The sequence below is a fragment of the Pseudomonas sp. MM213 genome (assembly GCF_020423045.1).
In the GTDB taxonomy this organism is placed as follows: Bacteria; Pseudomonadota; Gammaproteobacteria; order Pseudomonadales; family Pseudomonadaceae; genus Aquipseudomonas; species Aquipseudomonas migulae.
Genome location: NZ_CP081943.1, coordinates 4,989,847 through 5,009,162, shown reverse-complemented (window position 1 = coordinate 5,009,162; position 19,316 = coordinate 4,989,847). Strand labels below are relative to the sequence as shown.

General features: G+C 58.8%; 16 protein-coding genes. 9 read left to right on the top strand and 7 right to left on the bottom strand.

Annotation, left to right across the window (positions count from 1 at the left end):
- Positions 1–57: 57 nt before the first annotated feature.
- Complete coding sequence (locus K5R88_RS22925; protein WP_008028030.1) at positions 58–2,508, bottom strand: glycogen/starch/alpha-glucan phosphorylase; 2,451 nt, start codon at positions 2,506–2,508, stop codon at positions 58–60.
- Positions 2,509–2,767: 259 nt separating this feature from the next.
- Between K5R88_RS22925 and K5R88_RS22920 the strand changes: the two genes are divergently transcribed.
- A complete protein-coding gene (locus K5R88_RS22920) occupies positions 2,768–3,208 on the top strand; it encodes a YkgJ family cysteine cluster protein (RefSeq protein ID WP_085988407.1) in 441 nt (146 codons plus the stop codon).
- 202 nt (positions 3,209–3,410) lie between these two features.
- Here the strand turns inward: K5R88_RS22920 and typA are convergent, their stop codons facing one another.
- Both typA and thiI read right to left on the bottom strand, forming a co-directional pair.
- Positions 3,411–5,231: a translational GTPase TypA gene (typA, locus tag K5R88_RS22915; protein WP_008028025.1), complete on the bottom strand. Its 1,821-nt coding sequence runs from the start codon at positions 5,229–5,231 to the stop codon at positions 3,411–3,413.
- 139 nt (positions 5,232–5,370) lie between these two features.
- Positions 5,371–6,825: a tRNA uracil 4-sulfurtransferase ThiI gene (gene thiI / locus K5R88_RS22910; protein WP_008040995.1), complete on the bottom strand. Its 1,455-nt coding sequence runs from the start codon at positions 6,823–6,825 to the stop codon at positions 5,371–5,373.
- Positions 6,826–7,154: 329 nt separating this feature from the next.
- On the opposite strand from thiI, the gene glnA reads away from it, so the two are divergent.
- The 6 genes from glnA (at position 7,155) to ntrC (ending at position 14,868) form a co-directional block, all read left to right on the top strand.
- Positions 7,155–8,561, top strand: coding sequence for a type I glutamate--ammonia ligase (gene glnA, locus K5R88_RS22905; protein WP_008028021.1), 1,407 nt, complete (start codon positions 7,155–7,157; stop codon positions 8,559–8,561).
- A 145-nt stretch (positions 8,562–8,706) separates the two neighbouring features.
- Entirely contained in the window at positions 8,707–10,752 is a 2,046-nt protein-coding gene (locus K5R88_RS22900) for a toxin-antitoxin system YwqK family antitoxin (protein WP_226298412.1), read from the top strand.
- A gap of 240 nt (positions 10,753–10,992) precedes the next feature.
- Positions 10,993–11,502 carry a DUF4124 domain-containing protein gene (locus K5R88_RS22895; protein ID WP_207284654.1) on the top strand — a complete coding sequence of 170 codons (510 nt, stop codon included), beginning with the start codon at positions 10,993–10,995 and terminating at the stop codon, positions 11,500–11,502.
- Entirely contained in the window at positions 11,499–12,119 is a 621-nt protein-coding gene (locus K5R88_RS22890) for a DUF4124 domain-containing protein (protein WP_226298411.1), read from the top strand. The genes K5R88_RS22895 and K5R88_RS22890 overlap by 4 nt, the downstream gene beginning before the upstream one ends.
- A 230-nt stretch (positions 12,120–12,349) precedes the next feature.
- Positions 12,350–13,435: a nitrogen regulation protein NR(II) gene (glnL, locus tag K5R88_RS22885; RefSeq protein WP_008024908.1), complete on the top strand. Its 1,086-nt coding sequence runs from the start codon at positions 12,350–12,352 to the stop codon at positions 13,433–13,435.
- Positions 13,432–14,868: a nitrogen regulation protein NR(I) gene (gene ntrC, locus K5R88_RS22880; RefSeq protein ID WP_064675450.1), complete on the top strand. Its 1,437-nt coding sequence runs from the start codon at positions 13,432–13,434 to the stop codon at positions 14,866–14,868. The genes glnL and ntrC overlap by 4 nt, the downstream gene beginning before the upstream one ends.
- A 525-nt stretch (positions 14,869–15,393) precedes the next feature.
- Here ntrC and K5R88_RS22875 read toward each other — a convergent pair.
- The gene (locus K5R88_RS22875) at positions 15,394–15,834 is read right to left on the bottom strand and encodes a hypothetical protein (RefSeq protein WP_032828573.1); all 441 of its coding nucleotides are present in this window, start codon (positions 15,832–15,834) and stop codon (positions 15,394–15,396) included.
- Between K5R88_RS22875 and trmL the strand changes: the two genes are divergently transcribed.
- Entirely contained in the window at positions 15,833–16,288 is a 456-nt protein-coding gene (gene trmL / locus K5R88_RS22870) for a tRNA (uridine(34)/cytosine(34)/5-carboxymethylaminomethyluridine(34)-2'-O)-methyltransferase TrmL (protein WP_223452963.1), read from the top strand. The genes K5R88_RS22875 and trmL overlap by 2 nt on opposite strands.
- 122 nt (positions 16,289–16,410) lie before the next feature.
- On the opposite strand, the gene secB is transcribed toward trmL, so the two are convergent.
- Genes secB through K5R88_RS22855 form a run of 3 tightly spaced genes read right to left on the bottom strand, consistent with a single transcriptional unit; the run spans position 16,411 to position 17,607 of the window.
- On the bottom strand, positions 16,411–16,896 hold the full coding sequence (secB, locus tag K5R88_RS22865) for a protein-export chaperone SecB (RefSeq protein WP_007897410.1): 486 nt from the start codon (positions 16,894–16,896) through the stop codon (positions 16,411–16,413).
- Positions 16,897–16,937: 41 nt separating this feature from the next.
- Entirely contained in the window at positions 16,938–17,192 is a 255-nt protein-coding gene (gene grxC / locus K5R88_RS22860; RefSeq protein ID WP_008024917.1) for a glutaredoxin 3, read from the bottom strand.
- A 1-nt stretch (position 17,193) separates the two neighbouring features.
- Positions 17,194–17,607, bottom strand: coding sequence for a rhodanese-like domain-containing protein (locus K5R88_RS22855; RefSeq protein ID WP_008024918.1), 414 nt, complete (start codon positions 17,605–17,607; stop codon positions 17,194–17,196).
- A gap of 153 nt (positions 17,608–17,760) precedes the next feature.
- Here K5R88_RS22855 and gpmI point away from each other — a divergent pair, with 153 nt between their 5' ends.
- Positions 17,761–19,290 (top strand): 2,3-bisphosphoglycerate-independent phosphoglycerate mutase, encoded by a 1,530-nt coding sequence (gene gpmI, locus K5R88_RS22850; protein ID WP_226298410.1) that lies wholly within the window; start codon positions 17,761–17,763, stop codon positions 19,288–19,290.
- The last annotated feature ends 26 nt before the right edge of the window (positions 19,291–19,316 follow it).

The window sequence follows — 19,316 nt, the reverse complement described above, 5'->3', positions numbered from 1 at the left end:
TAGTATATCGGCCAGGTCCAACAACCGTCGGACCTTGCGCACATTTGTGGCTAAAAGTTACTCCAATGCTTTCCAGATATCCGTCGCGTACTCGCGAATGGTCCGGTCGGAGGAGAACCAGCCCATCCGGGACGTGTTCAACACCGCCGAACGCCACCACTCGTTCGAGTCGTGCCAATGGGCTTCAACACGCATCTGCGCGTCCCAGTAGGAATCAAAATCGGCACAGACCAGGAAGCGGTCGTAGTCGATCAGCGAATCGATCAAGCCGGTGTAACGGGACGGATCATCCGGCGAGAACACCCCGCCACGAATCGCTTGCAGCACATCATTGAGCCGATGGGACGCGGCAATGTCCGGCGTCGCATTGAATTCATGATTCTGTTTGCGCGCTTCAACCTGCTGCGCGCTGAGGCCGAAGATGAACATGTGCTCGGCGCCGATGCGCTCGCACATTTCCACGTTGGCACCGTCCAGCGTGCCAATCGTCAGCGCGCCGTTGAGGCCGAACTTCATGTTACTGGTGCCCGACGCCTCGAAGCCTGCAGTGGAAATCTGCTCGGACAAATCCGCCGCCGGAATGATGCTCTCCGCCAGGCTGACGTTGTAGTTAGGCAGGAACACCACTTTAAGCAAGCCGCGCACGGTCGGGTCGTTGTTCACCACCCGGGCGATGTCGTTGGTCAGTTTGATGATCAGCTTGGCCTGGTGATAACTGGCGGCGGCCTTGCCGGCGAAGATCTTCACTCGCGGCACCCAGTCGATTTCCGGCTCGGCGCGAATCGCCTGATACAGCGCGACGGTGTGCAGCAAGTTGAGCAACTGACGTTTGTATTCGTGGATCCGTTTGACCTGCACGTCGAACATCGCCGCCGGGTTGACCGCGACCCCAAGTCGTTCGTGAATGATGTACGCCAGCGCTTTTTTGCTGTGCAGGCGCTGTTCGGCGAAGGCCTTGCGGAACGCGGCTTTTTCCGCGAACGGTTCCAGATCGAGCAAGCGCTCTTCCGGGTTATCCAACAGATCAGGGCCGAGGGCATCGACCAGCATCGAGGTCAATTCCGAGTTGGCCTGATACAGCCAGCGGCGGAAGGTAATGCCGTTGGTCTTGTTGTTGATCCGCTCCGGATAGAGCTTGTGCAGCTCCGAGAACACGGTTTTGCGCATCAGTTGCGTGTGCAGCCCGGACACTCCGTTGACGCTGTGGGAGCCGAGAAACGCCAGGTTGCCCATGCGCACACGGCGACCGTTGTCCTCTTCGATCAGCGATACCGCGCGCAGCACGTCAAAATCATGGATGCCTTTGGCGCGCAGCGAGTCGATGTGCTGGGCGTTGATCAGGTAAATGATCTGCATGTGCCTTGGCAGCATCCGCTCCATCAAACCGACCGGCCAGGTTTCCAGCGCTTCCGGCAACAGCGTGTGGTTGGTGTACGAAAGCGTGTCGACGGTGACCTGCCACGCGGCGTCCCACGCCACGTCGTAGACATCGACCAATTGGCGCATCAGCTCGGCCACGGCAATGGACGGGTGAGTGTCGTTGAGCTGGATTGCCGCGTGGTCGCCCAGGGTCAGCACCGAGGTGTGCATGTTGCGATGACGGCGCAGCAAATCCTGGAGAGATGCAGCGACGAAGAAGTATTCCTGGCGCAGGCGCAGTTCCTGACCGGCTTCGGTGCTGTCCGCCGGGTACAGTACGCGAGAGATACTTTCCGCCCGCGCCACTTCAGCGACTGCGCCGAGGTGGTCGCCGGCGTTGAAGCGCTCAAGGTGCAAATCTTCCATCGCGCGGGCACGCCACAGGCGCAGCGTGTTGACGCTCGCCCCGCGCCAGCCGACTACCGGGGTGTCATAAGCAATGGCGCGCACGGTTTCCGCCGGGGACCAGACTTGCTTGGACTTGCCGTTTGAGTCGGTCACGGTTTCGACGCTGCCGCCGAAGCCGATCGGGTAAACCACTTCTGGCCGTTCGAATTCCCACGGGTTGCCGAAATCCAGCCAGTGTTCGGTCTGTTCCTGCTGCCAGCCATCGACAATCGCCTGGCGGAACAAGCCGTGCTCATATCGAATGCCATAACCGTGGCCGGCGATGCCGAGGGTCGACATGCTTTCCATGAAGCACGCCGCCAGACGACCGAGGCCGCCGTTACCCAAGGCTGCATCGGGCTCCAGCAAACGGATGCGTTCGAGGTCGACGCCGAGTTCGGTCAGCGCTTCGCGGGCGACGTCGAGCAGGCCGAGGTTGCTCAAACTGTCGTAGAGCAGCCGGCCGATGAGAAATTCCAGGGAGAGGTAATAAACCCGCTTTTGACCTTTGCGGTAGATCTGCCGGGTGTGATCCATCCAGTGCTCGACCATGTGATCGCGCGCCGCCAGCGCAATGGCTTCGAACCAGTCGTGGTCGAAGGCGTGATCCGGGTCTTTACCCACCGCGTAGGTGAGTTTGGTCAAGACGGCGTCGCGGAATGCGGCCACCTCTGCTTCGCGAACAAGTGGTTCTTGAGTCATCGATAAGACCTCGAGCGAGCTTTGAGTTGTCTGAGCCTAGACGGTCTGACAGGCGGTAGAGGCTCTGGTTCGGCAGTTTTTCCTGTTAGTGCGAGATAGGTCGGCATTACCTTGTCGTGTACCTGAATCAATGCAGGGGCCGTGCCGGAATTCAAGTGTTGTTGACCACAGTTAAAAAAATCTGGCGAAAGGTTGTTCAAAAATCCACCAGTCCCGGTATGATCGCGCGCCCTGATGCACACGCTGGTAACAACCGATGATGAAGCCCAACCTGATCGCCGCCGCAGAGATCGATCGTCTCGATACCTGGGCCAAATACTCTGCGCCGATGTGCGGTTCCTGCATATCCAGCTGCTGCACCCTGCCGGTCGAGGTCAAGATCAAGGATCTGATCCGCATCGGCATCGTCGACGAGTTCGAGCGCGGCGAACCGGCGAAGAACATCGCCAAGCGTTTGCAGAAGGAAGGGATCGTCGAGCGTTACAGCCAGAAGACCGAGATCTTCACCCTCCAGCGCATGAGCAACAACGATTGCCTGTATCTGGATCGTAAGAGCCGTCTGTGCACTATTTATGAAAAGCGCCCGGATACTTGCCGCAATCACCCGAAGATCGGGCCGCGACCGGGGTATTGCGCTTACAAGCCGAAGGAAGTGGCGCGCGAGACCAGCAGCAGCCGTCGGCCCCTCGAGAAATTCTGATCCGGAATATGGGCGCCTGAACGGGCGCCTTCGCGGGCAAGCCTCGCTCCTACAAGGGCAGCGCATAACCTGTAGGAGCGAGCGATGCGGCGATCCGACTTGCCCGCGAAGGGGCCGGTGAAAGCACCACACAAACCCCAGACAAACAAAAACGCCCCCGGCCTTTCGACCGGGGGCGTTTTCATTCAGCCTGAACTAAAACTCAGTTCTTGGCTTTCTTGGCAGCGCGGGTACGCTCGCCTTCGTCCAGGATCTTCTTACGCAGGCGGATCGACTTAGGCGTAACTTCGCACAGCTCGTCGTCCTGGATGAATTCCAGGGCCTGTTCCAGGGTGAAGCGAACAGGTGGAACCAGAGCGATGGTTTCGTCTTTACCCGAAGCACGCATGTTGTCGAGCTTCTTACCTTTGGTTGGGTTGACGCCCATGTCGTTATCACGGCTGTTCAGACCAACGATCTGACCGTTGTAGATTTCCTGACCGTGTTCAACGAACAGCTTGCCACGTGCCTGCAGGGTTTCCAGGGAGTAGGTCAGAGCCTTGCCGGTTTCTACCGATACCAGAACACCGTTCTGACGACCGGACATGTCGCCGGACTTCATGGTGTCGTAGCGATCGAAGATCGAGGTCAGGATGCCAGCACCGTTGGTCAGGGTCAGGAACTGGTTACGGAAACCGATCAGACCACGAGCAGGGATGTTGTATTCCAGACGCACACGGCCTTTGCCATCCGGCACCATGTTGGTCAGGTCGCCCTTACGCAGACCCATCTCTTCCATGACCTTGCCCTGGGATTCTTCAGGGGTGTCGATGGTGACGTTTTCAAACGGTTCCTGCTTCACGCCGTCAACCTGACGGATGATCACTTCAGGACGACCAACGCCCATTTCGAAGCCTTCGCGACGCATGGTTTCGATCAGTACCGAGAGGTGCAGCTCACCACGGCCGGAAACCTTGAACTTGTCAGCCGAGTCGCCTTCTTCAACGCGCAGTGCAACGTTGTACAGCAGCTCTTTGTCCAGACGTTCCTTGATGTTACGGGAAGTCACGAACTTGCCTTCTTTACCGCAGAATGGCGAGTCGTTTACCTGGAAGGTCATGGAAACGGTTGGCTCGTCAACGGTCAGAGGCTTCATCGCCTCGACGTTGTCCGGCTGGCACAGGGTGTCGGAGATGAACAGCGAGTCCATACCGCTCACGCACACGATGTCACCGGCAAACGCTTCTTCAACGTCGATACGGTGCAGACCGTGGTGACCCATCAGCTTCAGGATACGGCCGTTGCGTTTCTTGCCGTCGGCGCCGATGGCAACAACCGGAGTGTTCGGCTTGACGCTACCACGAGCGATACGGCCAACACCGATAACACCCAGGAAGCTGTTGTAGTCCAGTGCCGAGATTTGCATCTGGAACGGGCCTTCACGGTCAACTTTCGGCGCAGGTACGTTGTCGACGATCGACTGGTACAGCGGGGTCATGTCTTCAGCCATGTCGGTATGGTCCAGACCGGCAATGCCGTTCAGGGCCGAGGCGTAGACGACTTTGAAGTCCAGCTGTTCTTCGGTGGCACCCAGGTTGTCGAACAGGTCGAAGATCTGGTCCAGAACCCAGTCCGGACGCGCGCCTGGACGGTCAACCTTGTTGATGCACACGATCGGACGCAGGCCGGCTTCGAAAGCCTTCTTGGTCACGAAACGGGTTTGCGGCATAGGGCCGTCTTGAGCGTCAACCAGCAGCAGAACGGAGTCAACCATCGACATTACGCGTTCAACTTCGCCGCCGAAGTCGGCGTGGCCCGGGGTGTCCACGATGTTGATGTGGTAGCCGTTCCAGTTGATGGCGGTGTTTTTCGCCAGAATGGTAATACCGCGCTCTTTTTCCTGGTCGTTGGAGTCCATCACGCGCTCGTCGTTGAGCTCGTTGCGCTCCAGAGTGCCGGATTGACGCAGGAGTTTGTCTACCAGGGTGGTTTTACCATGGTCAACGTGAGCAATGATGGCGATGTTGCGTAGATTTTCGATCACTTGTGTATCTCGATCAGAGGATTCGGTGTGCTGACAAGTCTTGGCAGCGATTAACAGTAGAGTCAGGCCTTGCCGTTACAGCTTGACGGCAGAGTCGGGGGGCCGATGACGCAGGCCACAGGCAAACAGCCCCGGGCTCTTAGCTCGGTCGATAAACGCGCACATTGGCATGCCCCTCACTGAGCAAATGGTGGGCATGCAGGCGACTCATCACGCCTTTGTCGCAATACAGCAGGTACTGGCGAGTAGGGTCCAGTTCCTTGAAACGAGCGTTCAATGCATAAAACGGCATCGTCTGTACCTCAATGCCACCGAGTTCCAGCGGCTCGTCTTCAGCGGCATCCGGGTGACGGATGTCGATGATGATCTGGCCCGCCAGTGCTTCGCTGACTTCTTCGATTTGCAAATCCTGGCCCAATTCGTCGATCACGCGATCGATCGGCACCAGTTTGGCGTTCTCGAGCGCACGCTCAAGGACTGCCATGTCGAATTCTTTCTCTTCATGCTCCACCCGGTGGCGCTTGGCAGCCGTCTTCGGGTTGACTGAAATGACCCCGCAATACTCCGGCATGTGCCGGGCGAAATCGGCGGTACCGATTTCGTTGGCCAGATCGATGATGTCCTGCTTGTGACTGGCGATCAGCGGGCGCAGCACCAGCTTCTCGGTCACGCAGTCGATCACGTTCAGATTCGGCAATGTCTGGCTCGACACCTGGGAGATCGCCTCCCCGGTCACCAGCGCTTCGATTTGCAGTCGATCGGCAATTTGGGTCGCAGCGCGCAACATCATACGCTTCAATACTACGCCCATATGACTGTTATCGACTTTACCGAGAATTTCTCCCAGTACTTCCTCGAACGGCACACTGACAAATAACACGCGTTGGGAGCTGCCGTACTTCTTCCAGATGAAGTGCGCGACTTCCATCACGCCCAGTTCGTGGGCCCTTCCGCCCAGATTGAAGAAGCAGAAGTGGGCCATCAGGCCGCGACGCATGATCTGGTAGGCCGCCACAGTGGAGTCGAAGCCGCCGGACATCAGCACAAGTGTCTGCTCCAGTGCACCCAGCGGATAACCGCCGATGCCGTTGTGCTGACTGTGGATCACGAACAACCGTTGGTCGCGAACTTCGATTCGGACTTCGATTTCAGGTTTTTTCAGGTCGATCCCGGCGGCACCGCACTGGCGGCGCAACTGGCTACCGACGTATTTCTCAATATCTATCGAACTGAATGGGTGCTTGCCGGCGCGTTTGCAACGCACCGAGAAAATCTTGCCGGCCAGCGCATCACCGTAGTGCTGCTTGCATTTTTCAACGATGTCGTCGAAATCACCCAGCGGGTACTCATCGATTTGCAGGAAGTGCGCGACGCCCGGCATGCAGCTCAGACGCTCGCCCATCTCCTTCAGAGCCTTGGGATCGCTGACGCGGGTTTCCAGCTCGAGGTTGTCCCACACGCCGTTCACCACCACGGCCGGATCCAGATCGCGGAGCACGGCACGGATGTTCTTGGCCAACTGGCGGATGAAACGCATCCGTACCGGGCGGCTCTTGATGGTGATCTCTGGGAAGACTTTTACGATTAATTTCATGGAAACAGCGCGCGCGAGGCCTGCCGAAAAAGGGGGCGCGGATTATAGCGGAAATTGCTCAAGGTTTAACCAGTTAATGTGCAGAAGGTTTTGCGCGCACCAAAACAGGTCATTTATTGATTTTAGCGCCACATTGTAGGGCGTGATTTTCCCCATTAATGCGCTTTACACCTTTATAAGCGTGATATTGGGGCAAAAAACCCATGGTGGGGCACTGGCATGCAATTTGCTCCCTTGTGAGGCAGGTTGCCTTGGCAGAGTATTCGCGCCGGCATCACCCACATTCTAAGGGCATCCACTACTAAGCCCGAAGCCACCCGGAGGACACTATGTCGAAGTCGGTTCAACTCATCAAAGATCATGACGTCAAGTGGATTGATCTGCGCTTCACGGACACCAAAGGCACCCAGCACCACGTGACCATGCCGGCTCGCGACGCGCTGGATGAAGACTTCTTCGAAGTCGGCAAGATGTTCGACGGTTCCTCCATCGCTGGCTGGAAAGGCATCGAAGCCTCCGACATGATCCTGCTGCCGGACGACAGCACTGCCGTACTGGACCCGTTCACCGAAGAGCCGACCCTGATCCTGGTCTGCGACATCATCGAACCTTCGAGCATGCAAGGCTACGATCGCGACCCACGTGCGATCGCCAAGCGCGCAGAGGAATACCTCAAATCCACCGCCATCGGCGACACTGTGTATGCCGGTCCGGAGCCAGAGTTCTTCATCTTCGACCAAGTGAAGTTCAAGTCCGACATCTCCGGTTCCATGTTCAAGATCTACTCTGAACAAGGCTCGTGGATGTCCGACCAGGACGTGGAAGGCGGCAACAAAGGCCACCGTCCAGGCGTCAAAGGCGGCTACTTCCCGGTTCCACCGTTCGACCACGACCACGAAATCCGTACCTCCATGTGCAACGCACTGGAAGAAATGGGCCTGACCGTCGAAGTTCACCACCACGAAGTGGCAACTGCCGGCCAGAACGAAATCGGCGTCAAGTTCAACACCCTGGTGAAGAAAGCCGACGAAACCCAAACCCTGAAGTACGTCGTGCACAACGTGGCCGATGCCTACGGCCGCACCGCTACCTTCATGCCTAAGCCTCTGTACGGCGACAACGGCTCGGGCATGCACGTGCACATGTCCATCTGGAAAGACGGCAAGAACACCTTCGCAGGTGAAGGCTATGCCGGTCTGTCCGATACCGCTCTGTACTTCATCGGCGGCATCATCAAACACGGTAAGGCCCTGAACGGCTTCACCAACCCGGCGACCAACTCCTACAAGCGTCTGGTTCCAGGCTTCGAAGCTCCAGTGATGCTGGCCTACTCGGCCCGTAACCGCTCCGCTTCGATCCGTATTCCTTACGTGTCGAGCCCGAAAGGCCGCCGTATTGAAGCGCGCTTCCCGGATCCAGCTGCCAACCCGTACCTGTGCTTCGCAGCACTGATGATGGCTGGCCTGGACGGTATCCAGAACAAGATCCACCCTGGCGATGCAGCTGACAAAAACCTGTACGACCTGCCGCCTGAAGAGGCGAAAGAGATCCCACAAGTTTGCGGCAGCCTGAAAGAAGCCCTGGAAGAGCTGGACAAAGGTCGTGCGTTCCTGACCAAAGGCGGCGTGTTCTCCGATGACTTCATCGACGCTTACATCGCTCTGAAAAGCGAAGAAGAAATCAAGGTACGTACCTTCGTACACCCACTGGAATACGAGCTGTACTACAGCTGCTGATCCGGTAGCGCCTGCGCAAGCGGCGTGACAAAAAAGAGGCCTCCTTCGGGAGGCCTTTTTTGTGGATGCTCGTTTCCCCTGAACACACATCCATGGATAATCCGCCGCTCTCGCGCCCGCCCGGCGCCTTGACGAAGGGATTCGTATGAAGTGGCTGTGTTACCTCTGCCTGCTTGCCAGCCTGTGTTTGAGTTCCGCGCAATCGGCGTCTTTTTATGAGGGAAAGCCGCTGGCGCACCCAGTGATCGACAGCCTCCAGGAAAGTCAGGCAACGCTGGCCTTCATCAAGGAAACCGCCGGCGTCACCGGGTATTACTGCCTTTGTCAGAGCCCAGACAGCCAGCCGCAAGCGCTCGACACATATGGCGACGCCTCCATCGAGGCCGTATTCAATACCGCGCTGGACAACGAACACACCACGATGTTCGTGCTGTTCAAGACTAAAAACCGCTATGGCATTCGCGCCTACCGCTTCTACGAAAGCCCGCAGATCTACGTCAGACTTGACCGCCTGCAACCCGCTCTCGACCGCATTGCCAAAGATCAGAAAAACCTTAATGTGCTAATGGTCCGCAAGGCGCTGGCAAAGCTGAGCCCGTTTGACTACCGCATTAACTATGAAGAATCCGGGGTCACCGAATTTGACCAAATCGATCACACTGCAGGCACGCTCGCAAGCTATTTCGATGAGCAGAAAAAGCCCGTCCCCGATGATCCCGCCAGTGACAGCATCAGTACCTACAAAAAAACCTTTCAGAAGAAAGACGGGCGCTTCCTGACAGTGACCTACTGGCGCGGCACGGATAAACCAGTTCGCGACTATGGCGACCGGACGGCTTACAACTATCAGATCTACAGCATCGCCTGGGAAACCGATCCGACTCAGTATGACGCCACGCGTGATGGCTATGCCGTGACCTTTAACTCTGGACTTTTGCGCTCCATCGGCCAGTACAAAAACAATCTGCGGACCGGTGAGTGGACCTTTCAGAAAGGCTGGGAGAATCGCTCGAGCGGCCCCTACGTCGACGGAAAACGTCACGGCCGATGGAGTATCTGGACGCCAGAGGAACTGCAAGTCGGCAATTACGAAAATGACTTGCGCGAAGGTCGCTGGCGGACCGCGCCGCCCGAAGACGATGAGCCCGAGTCCAGCGGCTTCGTCACCTATCTGCATGACCAACTCCAGGGGGCCAGCGAACAGCGCCGCAATGGCGTGGTCACTGAGCGTGGCGACTATCAGAACGACAAACGCCAAGGCCCCTGGCTGACCGGTGCGGGTGAAGGCACCTATGAAAATGGCCTGCAAAGTGGTCCCTGGATACTCAGAACCAAAGAGGGGCATACGCAACGTGTGAACTTCATCGATGGCAAGAAGGAAGGCGAGCTGCGTGATACCGACGCCAATGGCACGCTGACGCTGGTGGAGCACTACAAGGCCAACATGCTTGCAGGAGTTCGAGAAGGCTACGCCGCGAATGGCAAGCCCACCTTCCGTGAGCAGTATGAAAATGGAAAACCGCACGGACCGGCACAGCATTTCAGCGCTGATGGCAGCCGCCTCATTAAAGAGATGACCTGGCGCGACGGCGTACTCGACGGCCCTTATCGCGACTACCTCGACGACGGCACACTCGCGAGCGAGGGCGCGTATAGGAATGGTCAATTCCTCGGGACCTGGATAGATCGTGATGCCAAAGGCGCCGTCGCTTTGGAAACGAACTCGTGCAGCTTCGACGAGAATGGGCCGAAGGTCGCTCTCTGTGGGAAGTTTCGTGTTTTCAAGCAAGGGAGACTGCAAAGCGAAAGCGAGTACCTGTACGGGCGCAGACAAAACTACGTCGAATACAACGTTGAAACGGGGAAAAAAACGCAGGAAATGATTATCGGCGAGGACGATCAGGTCACGGTTAACAACTATGGCTCTGACGGCGGCTTATGCAGGCTGGCCAAAAAAGGCTTCACGCTGATGACCATCAACCAGCAGTCGGTTAAAAACTATGACGGCGCCGAACTGTACGGCGAACAGTTGTGTTTCTACCCTAACGGTGTCGTCAGTAGCCGCTACTTTTTCGATCGGGGCTTTCTAGGCTGCACGATTCGTTATGACGAAACAGGCAAGGAAATACCGGAACGCTGCGCGCCGCCGACGCCTGAAATGGAAAGACGCATGCAAAAATTCATTCGCTGATTTCGCAACCAGCGATAAACCAATGTAGGAACGAGACCGGCTTGCCGGCGATAGCATTCGTTCCTTCAACACTGATGCTGGATGATCCGCCGCCATCGCCGGCAAGCCGGTCTCGCTCCCACAGGGGGATTCGTTGCGCTTGGGAGATGACGGCAAATCATGCCCAAATGTTTACAACTTGGGTCAATCACCAGCCCTGACCTATGCTGCAACCCAACGCGTTCGTTTCTGGTCGATTTTATGGGTCGTGGTTTTCTGTTCATCCTGCTGTTGATCGCCCTGCCCGCCGCCGCGCAGATTTATAAGTACACCGACGCCGCCGGCAACACTGCCTACAGCAATCAACCACCCGACGGTGTGAAGGCTCAGCCGGTCGAACTGCCGCCGCTCAACAGCGTCGAGCGCCAGGCGCCTCCTGCCCCACCCGCCGAAGCCACCAGCCGCGAACAACCTCGCAGCGCCTACGAGGTGCTGGAGCTGACCAACCTGCCCACCACCGAAGCGCTGCGGGCCAACAACGGCACCTTCACCGTCAACGTGTTGATCAAGCCGCGCTTGCAAGGCCCGCATCTTTTCAGGCTGCTGCTGGACGACCAGCCTTACGGCCAGCCGAGCAACGTGCCGATCCTGCAACTGGTCAACATTGATCGCGGCACTCACAGCCTCGCGGTGCAGGTGATCGACGGGGAAGACATCGTGCAGCAGAGTCCGACCGTGACCTTCACGGTTCAACGGGTGCACAAGCCGTGAGGTTATGGCTGCTGGCCGCCTGCCTGATCGCGCTGTCCGCATCGGCCGAAGTCTTCACTTACATCGACGCACAGGGCAATCGGGTCTTCACCGACCAGCCTGGCTCCGGCAACGCCAAACGTGTGCCGCTGGCGACGAGCAACCGCATGTCCGCCAACCCGACCGGCGCAGCGCCGGTGATTGCAGAGAAAAAAACCGAAGCCAGGCCGATGTTCCGCTATGACATGCTCCGGGTGCTGGTGCCCGAGCCCGACGCCACAATCCGCAGCAGCACCGGCGAGCTGATCGTCAGCATCACCAGCGAGCCCGGCCTGCAACGAGGCCATCGCTACCGCTTGTTGCTGGACGGGCAGCCCACCGCTGAACCGGGGCCGAGCCCGGTGTTCGCTTTGAGCAACATCGATCGCGGCAGCCACAACCTGTCCGTGGAAATCCTCGACGAACACGGCCGCATCGCCGAGCGCACCGCCAATCAACCCTTCCATATGCTGCGCATTTCCCTGGCACAAAAACGCCAGGTCAAACCCTGCATACTGACCGACTACGGCCAACGACCGGAGTGTCCGCTTAAGGACAAACCCATCGAGCCCAAAAATCCCTTCCTGCGTTTCTTCTAACCTCGTTCAGCTTTGCGCACTATATTGGTGCGATAGGTTGCACCGTACCCAAATATCAACCCATTTTGGTTCGAAAGTACCCGCAAAAGCTGGCAGAACGCCACGCAAACGAGCGTCAAACGCCCGTTTCAGGCCTTTAACGCTTCTTTTCGGAGCCTTGGTTTGGTTTTTGCATTTTCCTGATATCGGCGCGTTATCCACGCGCATGCCCTGCTCCAAAAGAGGTCCTGATGACCATTAGCGACGCACTGCATCGATTGCTGCTCGACAACCTGACCACCGCCACCATCCTGCTCGACGCCGAACTGCGCCTCGAGTACATGAACCCGGCGGCGGAGATGCTGCTGGCCATCAGTGGCCAGCGCAGCCATGGGCAGTTCATCAGTGAGTTGTTCACCGAATCCACCGAAGCCCTGAATTCCCTGCGCCAGGCAGTCGAGCAGGCGCATCCGTTCACCAAACGTGAAGCGATGCTCACCGCACTGACCGGCCAGACGCTGACCGTCGATTACGCGGTCACACCGATCCTGGCCAACGGCGCCACCATGCTGCTGCTGGAAGTCCACCCGCGTGACCGCTTGCTGCGGATCACCAAGGAAGAGGCGCAGCTGTCGAAGCAGGAAACCAGCAAGATGCTGGTGCGCGGCCTCGCTCACGAGATCAAGAATCCGCTCGGCGGGATTCGCGGTGCGGCCCAGTTGCTCGCCCGCGAACTGCCGGAAGAAAGCCTGCGCGACTACACCAACGTCATCATTGAAGAAGCCGACCGCCTGCGAAACCTGGTCGATCGCATGCTCGGCTCCAACAAGCTGCCATCGCTGGCCATGTGCAACGTCCACGAAGTGCTGGAACGCGTCTGCCACTTGGTCGAGGCGGAAAGCCAGGGCTGCATCACATTGGTGCGCGATTACGACCCAAGCATTCCCGACGTGTTGATCGACCGCGAACAGATGATTCAGGCCGTCCTGAATATCGTGCGCAACGCAATGCAGGCCATCAGCAGCCAGAACGAGCTGCGCCTGGGCCGCATCAGCTTGCGCACCCGTGCCATGCGCCAGTTCACCATCGGCCACGTGCGCCATCGCCTGGTGACCAAGATCGAAATCATCGACAACGGCCCCGGCATTCCTGCGGAACTTCAGGAAACCATCTTCTTTCCCATGGTCAGCGGGCGCCCGGACGGTACCGGGCTCGGCCTGGCCATTACCCAGAACATCATCAGCCAGCACCAGGGCCTGATCGAATGTGACAGCCATCCAGGCCACACCACCTTCTCGATCTTTCTGCCACTGGAACAAGGAGCCACATCGACATGAGCCGTAGTGAAACCGTGTGGATCGTCGATGACGACCGTTCTATCCGTTGGGTCCTGGAAAAAGCCTTGCAGCAGGAAGGCATGACCACGCAAAGCTTCGACAGCGCCGATGGCGTGATGAGCCGCCTGGCGCGCCAGCAGCCGGACGTGATCATCTCCGACATTCGCATGCCGGGTGCCAGCGGTCTGGACCTTCTGGCGCGGATTCGCGAGCAACACCCACGGCTGCCAGTGATCATCATGACTGCGCACTCCGATCTGGACAGCGCTGTCGCGTCCTATCAGGGCGGCGCATTCGAATACCTGCCCAAGCCGTTCGATGTCGACGAAGCGGTGTCCCTGGTCAAGCGCGCCAACCAGCACGCCCAGGAACAGCAAGGCCTGGAAGTCCCGGTCGCCCTGACCCGCACCCCCGAAATCATCGGCGAAGCGCCGGCGATGCAGGAAGTGTTTCGCGCCATCGGGCGCTTGAGCCACTCCAACATCACCGTGCTGATCAACGGTGAATCGGGTACGGGCAAAGAGCTGGTCGCCCACGCCCTGCATCGCCACAGTCCACGGGCGGCTTCGCCATTCATTGCGCTGAACATGGCGGCCATCCCGAAAGACCTGATGGAATCCGAGCTGTTCGGCCATGAAAAAGGCGCGTTCACCGGTGCGGCCAACCTGCGTCGCGGACGATTCGAACAGGCGGATGGCGGCACGCTGTTCCTTGATGAAATCGGCGATATGCCGGCGGACACGCAGACCCGTTTGCTGCGCGTGCTGGCAGACGGCGAGTTCTACCGCGTCGGCGGCCACGTGCCGGTCAAAGTCGACGTGCGGATCATCGCCGCGACTCACCAGAACCTGGAAACCCTGGTGCACGCCGGGAAATTCCGTGAAGACTTGTTCCACCGCCTCAACGTGATCCGCATTCATATTCCACGGCTGTCGGACCGTCGCGAAGACATCCCGACCCTCGCCAAACACTTCCTCAGCCGCGCCGCGCAAGAACTGGCGGTCGAGCCGAAGCTGTTGAAAAGCGAAACCGAGGAATACCTGAAGAACCTGCCGTGGGGCGGCAACGTCCGTCAGCTGGAGAACACCTGCCGCTGGATCACGGTAATGGCTTCGGGTCGCGAAGTGCACATCAGTGACCTGCCGCCAGAGCTGCTGAGCCTGCCGCAGGATTCGGCGCCGGTGACCAACTGGGAGCAAGCGCTGCGCCAGTGGGCCGATCAGGCGTTGGCTCGCGGTCAGTCGAGCCTGCTCGACAGCGCAGTGCCGGCGTTTGAGCGGATCATGATCGAGACTGCGCTCAAGCACACCGCTGGCCGTCGTCGTGACGCTGCGGTTTTGCTGGGTTGGGGGCGTAATACCCTGACGCGCAAGATCAAGGAACTGGGGATGAAGGTGGATGGTGGGGATGATGATGAGGGGGAAGAGGGTTAATCAGCCTTTAGATCATCATCGTTGCATAGATCCATTCGCGGGCAAGCCTCGCTCCTACAGGATTTTTACGAACCTGTAGGAGCGAGGCTTGCCCGCGAAGCTTTTGGGCCCAACATGCACCGACTGAATGCAGAGTGAACCGCAATCGCGCACGCCAACCGATCCAAAATCCCACCTGCGTTCACAATCGAACCCCTGGCGAAAAAACACGAAAGCCCCGTAATACGGGGCTTTCGGCGTTTCAGAGGGCGTGATTGTTTCAAGCTGTTAAAACCTGGCACGCCCCCTGCAATAGTCCATTCAGTGATTCAGTTCACTACCCGGTTTCGGGGACCTTGGTACAGGCAGGCCGGGGATTCCCCTCTTTACATCGGGCTCACACCGCACTTGCGACGAGCCCAAACAGTTTTGGGGCCCTTGATACAGGCAGGTCAGGGGTTCCTTCTTTACACCGGGCTCACGATGCAATGCGCGAGCCCTGCCGTTTTGGGAACCTTGGTACAGGCAGGCCGGGGATTCCCTCTTTTATTGCTCCCGGAGATGGATCTCCAGCCGCCAGCGGTCATCGACCTCGCTACCGGCCCACTCGCCTTGCAGTGGCCGGGCCGCCACCACCGACAGCAACAACCCCCCATCACTCAATCGCACCCGCCAGTTCACGTTCTTGTCGTTGAGCTTGAGCTGACCTTTCTGCGTCTTGCCCTCCGCCTCGAACAGCAACGCCAGGCTGCCGTCGATAAACTCGCCGTGGGACTTGGGTTCGTTGTTGAACCACACCACCAGGCCGTCGTTCGTCACCTCGATCTGCTGCAATTCACTGGGGTCGGGCGTGGTCAGGCGACCGATCATCAGCCCCACCATTACCCCGACAATCGCCAGCGAACCCATCACGCGCGGGAATAGTTTCGAACGGGGATCCGCTTGCGGCGTAGAATGCCCGTCATCTTTACCTTCGGAGCCGTGCATGTTTCACGTCATCCTTTTTCAACCAGAAATTCCGCCGAATACCGGCAACGTTATCAGGCTGTGCGCCAACAGTGGCTGCCACCTGCATTTGATCGAACCGCTGGGCTTCGAGATGGACGACAAGCGCCTGCGCCGGGCCGGCCTCGATTACCACGAGTATGCCACCCTGCAACGCCATGCGGACCTCGCCAGTTGCCTGGAGAGCCTTGGTCATCCAAGGGTGTTCGCGTTTACCACCAAGGGTTCGCGGCCGTTCCACGACGCGAGCTTCGCCGAGGGCGATGCCTTTCTGTTCGGCCCGGAAAGCCGAGGCTTGCCGGCGGAAGTGCTGGACGCCCTGCCCGGCGACCAACGCCTGCGTTTGCCGATGCGCGAAGGCTGTCGCAGCCTGAACCTGTCGAACACTGTGGCGGTTGCCGTCTACGAAGCGTGGCGGCAGAACGACTTCAAATAACACCCCATAACAAATGTGGGAGTGAGCCTGCTCGCGATGGCGGTGTGTCAGCTGACATTGATGTCATCTGACACACCGCCATCGCGAGCAGGCTCACTCCCACACGGGTGTCGCTGCGCAGCTTATTGAACGGTTGGAGTCTCGCCAGCCGCCTGCATGCGTTGCAGTTCTTGTGCGTACAGCGCGTCGAAGTTGACCGGGGCCAGCATCAGGGCCGGGAACGAACCACGGGTCACCAGGCTGTCCAGGGTTTCGCGAGCGTACGGGAACAGGATGTTCGGGCAGAACGCGCCGAGGGTGTGGCTCATCGAAGCGTCGTCCAGGTTCTTGATCAGGAAGATCCCGGCCTGTTGCACTTCAGCGATGAACGCTACTTCTTCACCGTTTTTCACGGTCACGGACAGGGTCAGCACGACTTCGTGGAAGTCGCCTTCCAGTGCCTTCTGGCGGGTGTTCAGATCCAGACCGACGCTTGGTTCCCACTGCTGGCGGAAGATCGCCGGGCTTTTCGGGGCTTCGAACGACAAGTCACGTACGTAGATGCGCTGCAAGGAGAATTGCGGTGCGGTTTCTTCTTCGCTAGCTGCAGTGTTCTGTTGGTCAGTCATCTCAGATCCTTTCTGATCTTGGGGTCTTATAGGGAAGGCATTCAGGCCTTGAGCATGGCGTCGAGCTTGCCGGCGCGCTCAAGGGCAAACAAATCATCACAACCGCCAACGTGGCGCTCACCGATCCAGATCTGCGGCACGGACGTGCGCCCGGCCTTCTGGGCCATGGCGGCGCGCACCTGCGGCTTGCCATCGACCTTGATCTCTTCGAAGGCCACACCTTTGTTCTCGAGCAGGTACTTGGCTCGCGAGCAGTAAGGGCAGTAATCGCTGGAATAGACGACGACGTTGCTCATATCACTTCACCAGCGGCAGGTTGTCGCCTTTCCAGCTGGAAATACCGCCGGACAGCTTGGCGGCGGTGAAGCCGGACTTCATCAGTTCGCGAGCGTGAGTGCCGGCGGTCTGGCCCATGGCGTCGACCAGGATGATGGTCTTGGCCTTGTGCTTTTCCAGTTCGGCCACGCGAGCGGCCAGTTTGTCGTGAGGAATGTTCAACGCGCCAACAATATGACCGGCGGCGAAATCCTTGACCGGACGAATGTCGATCACAACGCCCGCGTCCTTGTTGACCAGGCCGGTCAGTTCACCGGTGCTCAGGCTGCGGCCGCCGCCTTGCATCTGATAGGCGATCAGCAACGCCAGCAGTACCACGAAGATACCGACGAGCAGATAGTGGTTAGTGGCAAATTCAATCAGGTGAGCAACCATCGAAGGAGGTTCCAGGGCGTTAAAATGTCGGCCAGTATACACAGCCACTATGGTGGGCCAAACCCCGTCCGGCGGTGACGCCGTCGGAACTTCGCTTTAAACTGCCACTCCCTTTTCCATTGCCCTCTTTTAACTCAGCCACGAGTGGAATCCATGACTACCACGCCTAAACCTTTGGTCCTGATTATTCTCGACGGCTTCGGTCACAGTGAGAGCCCTGAATCCAACGCCATCTATGCGGCGAAGAAGCCCGTACTGGACCGTCTGTGGGCCACCGTGCCGAACGGTCTGATCTCGGGCAGTGGCATGGACGTCGGCCTGCCGGATGGCCAGATGGGCAACTCCGAAGTCGGCCACATGAACCTCGGTGCCGGCCGCGTTGTGTATCAAGACTTTACTCGCGTGACCAAATCGATCCGCGACGGCGAGTTCTTCGAGAACCCGACCATCTGCGCGGCTGTGGATAAAGCCGTTGCCGCCGGCAAAGCCGTGCACTTCATGGGCCTGCTGTCCGATGGCGGCGTTCACAGCCACCAGGATCACCTGGTTGCCATGGCAGAATTGGCTGCCAAACGCGGCGCGGAAAAAATCTACCTGCACGCCTTCCTCGATGGCCGCGACACGCCGCCGAAAAGCGCCCAGTCGTCGATCGAACTGCTCGACGCGACCTTCCAGGCCCTCGGCAAAGGCCGGATCGCCAGCATCATTGGCCGTTACTTCGCCATGGACCGCGACAACCGCTGGGACCGCGTGTCCCAGGCTTACAACCTGATTGTCGATGGCAATGGCGAATTCAACGCCGCCACCGCCCAGGAAGGCCTGCAAGCCGCGTACGAGCGTGGCGAGAGCGACGAATTCGTCAAAGCCACCTCCATCGGCGAGCCGGTTAAAGTCGAAGACGGCGACGCCGTAGTGTTCATGAACTTCCGCGCCGACCGCGCCCGCGAGCTGACCCGCGTGTTCGTCGAAGACGGTTTCAAGGATTTCGAGCGCACCCGCCAGCCAAAACTGGCCGGTTTCGTCATGCTCACCCAATACGCCGCCAGCATCCCCGCGCCATCGGCCTTCGCCGCCGGCAGCCTGGACAACGTGCTCGGCGACTACCTGGCGAAAAACGGCAAGACGCAGCTGCGCATCGCCGAAACCGAAAAATACGCCCACGTGACCTTCTTCTTCTCCGGCGGCCGTGAAGAACCGTTCCCGGGCGAAGAACGCATCCTGATCCCGTCGCCGAAAGTCGCCACTTATGACTTGCAGCCAGAAATGAGCGCGCCGGAAGTCACCGACCGCATCGTCGACGCCATCGAAAACCAGCGTTACGACGTGATTGTGGTCAACTACGCCAACGGCGACATGGTCGGCCACAGCGGCGTGTTCGAAGCAGCGGTAAAAGCCGTGGAATGCCTGGACCTGTGCGTCGGCCGCATCGTCGAAGCGCTGGACAAAGTCGGCGGCGAAGCGCTGATCACGGCTGACCACGGCAACGTCGAGCAAATGTCCGATGAAACCACCGGCCAGGCGCATACCGCGCACACCACCGAGCCGGTGCCGTTCATTTATGTCGGCAAGCGTGACCTGAAGGTGCGTGAAGGCGGCGTGCTGGCGGATGTGGCGCCAACCATGCTGAAGCTGTTGGGCCTGGAAAAACCGGCTGAAATGACCGGGACTTCGATTCTGGTGTAATCCGGTAGCTCAAACACCGCCAAACC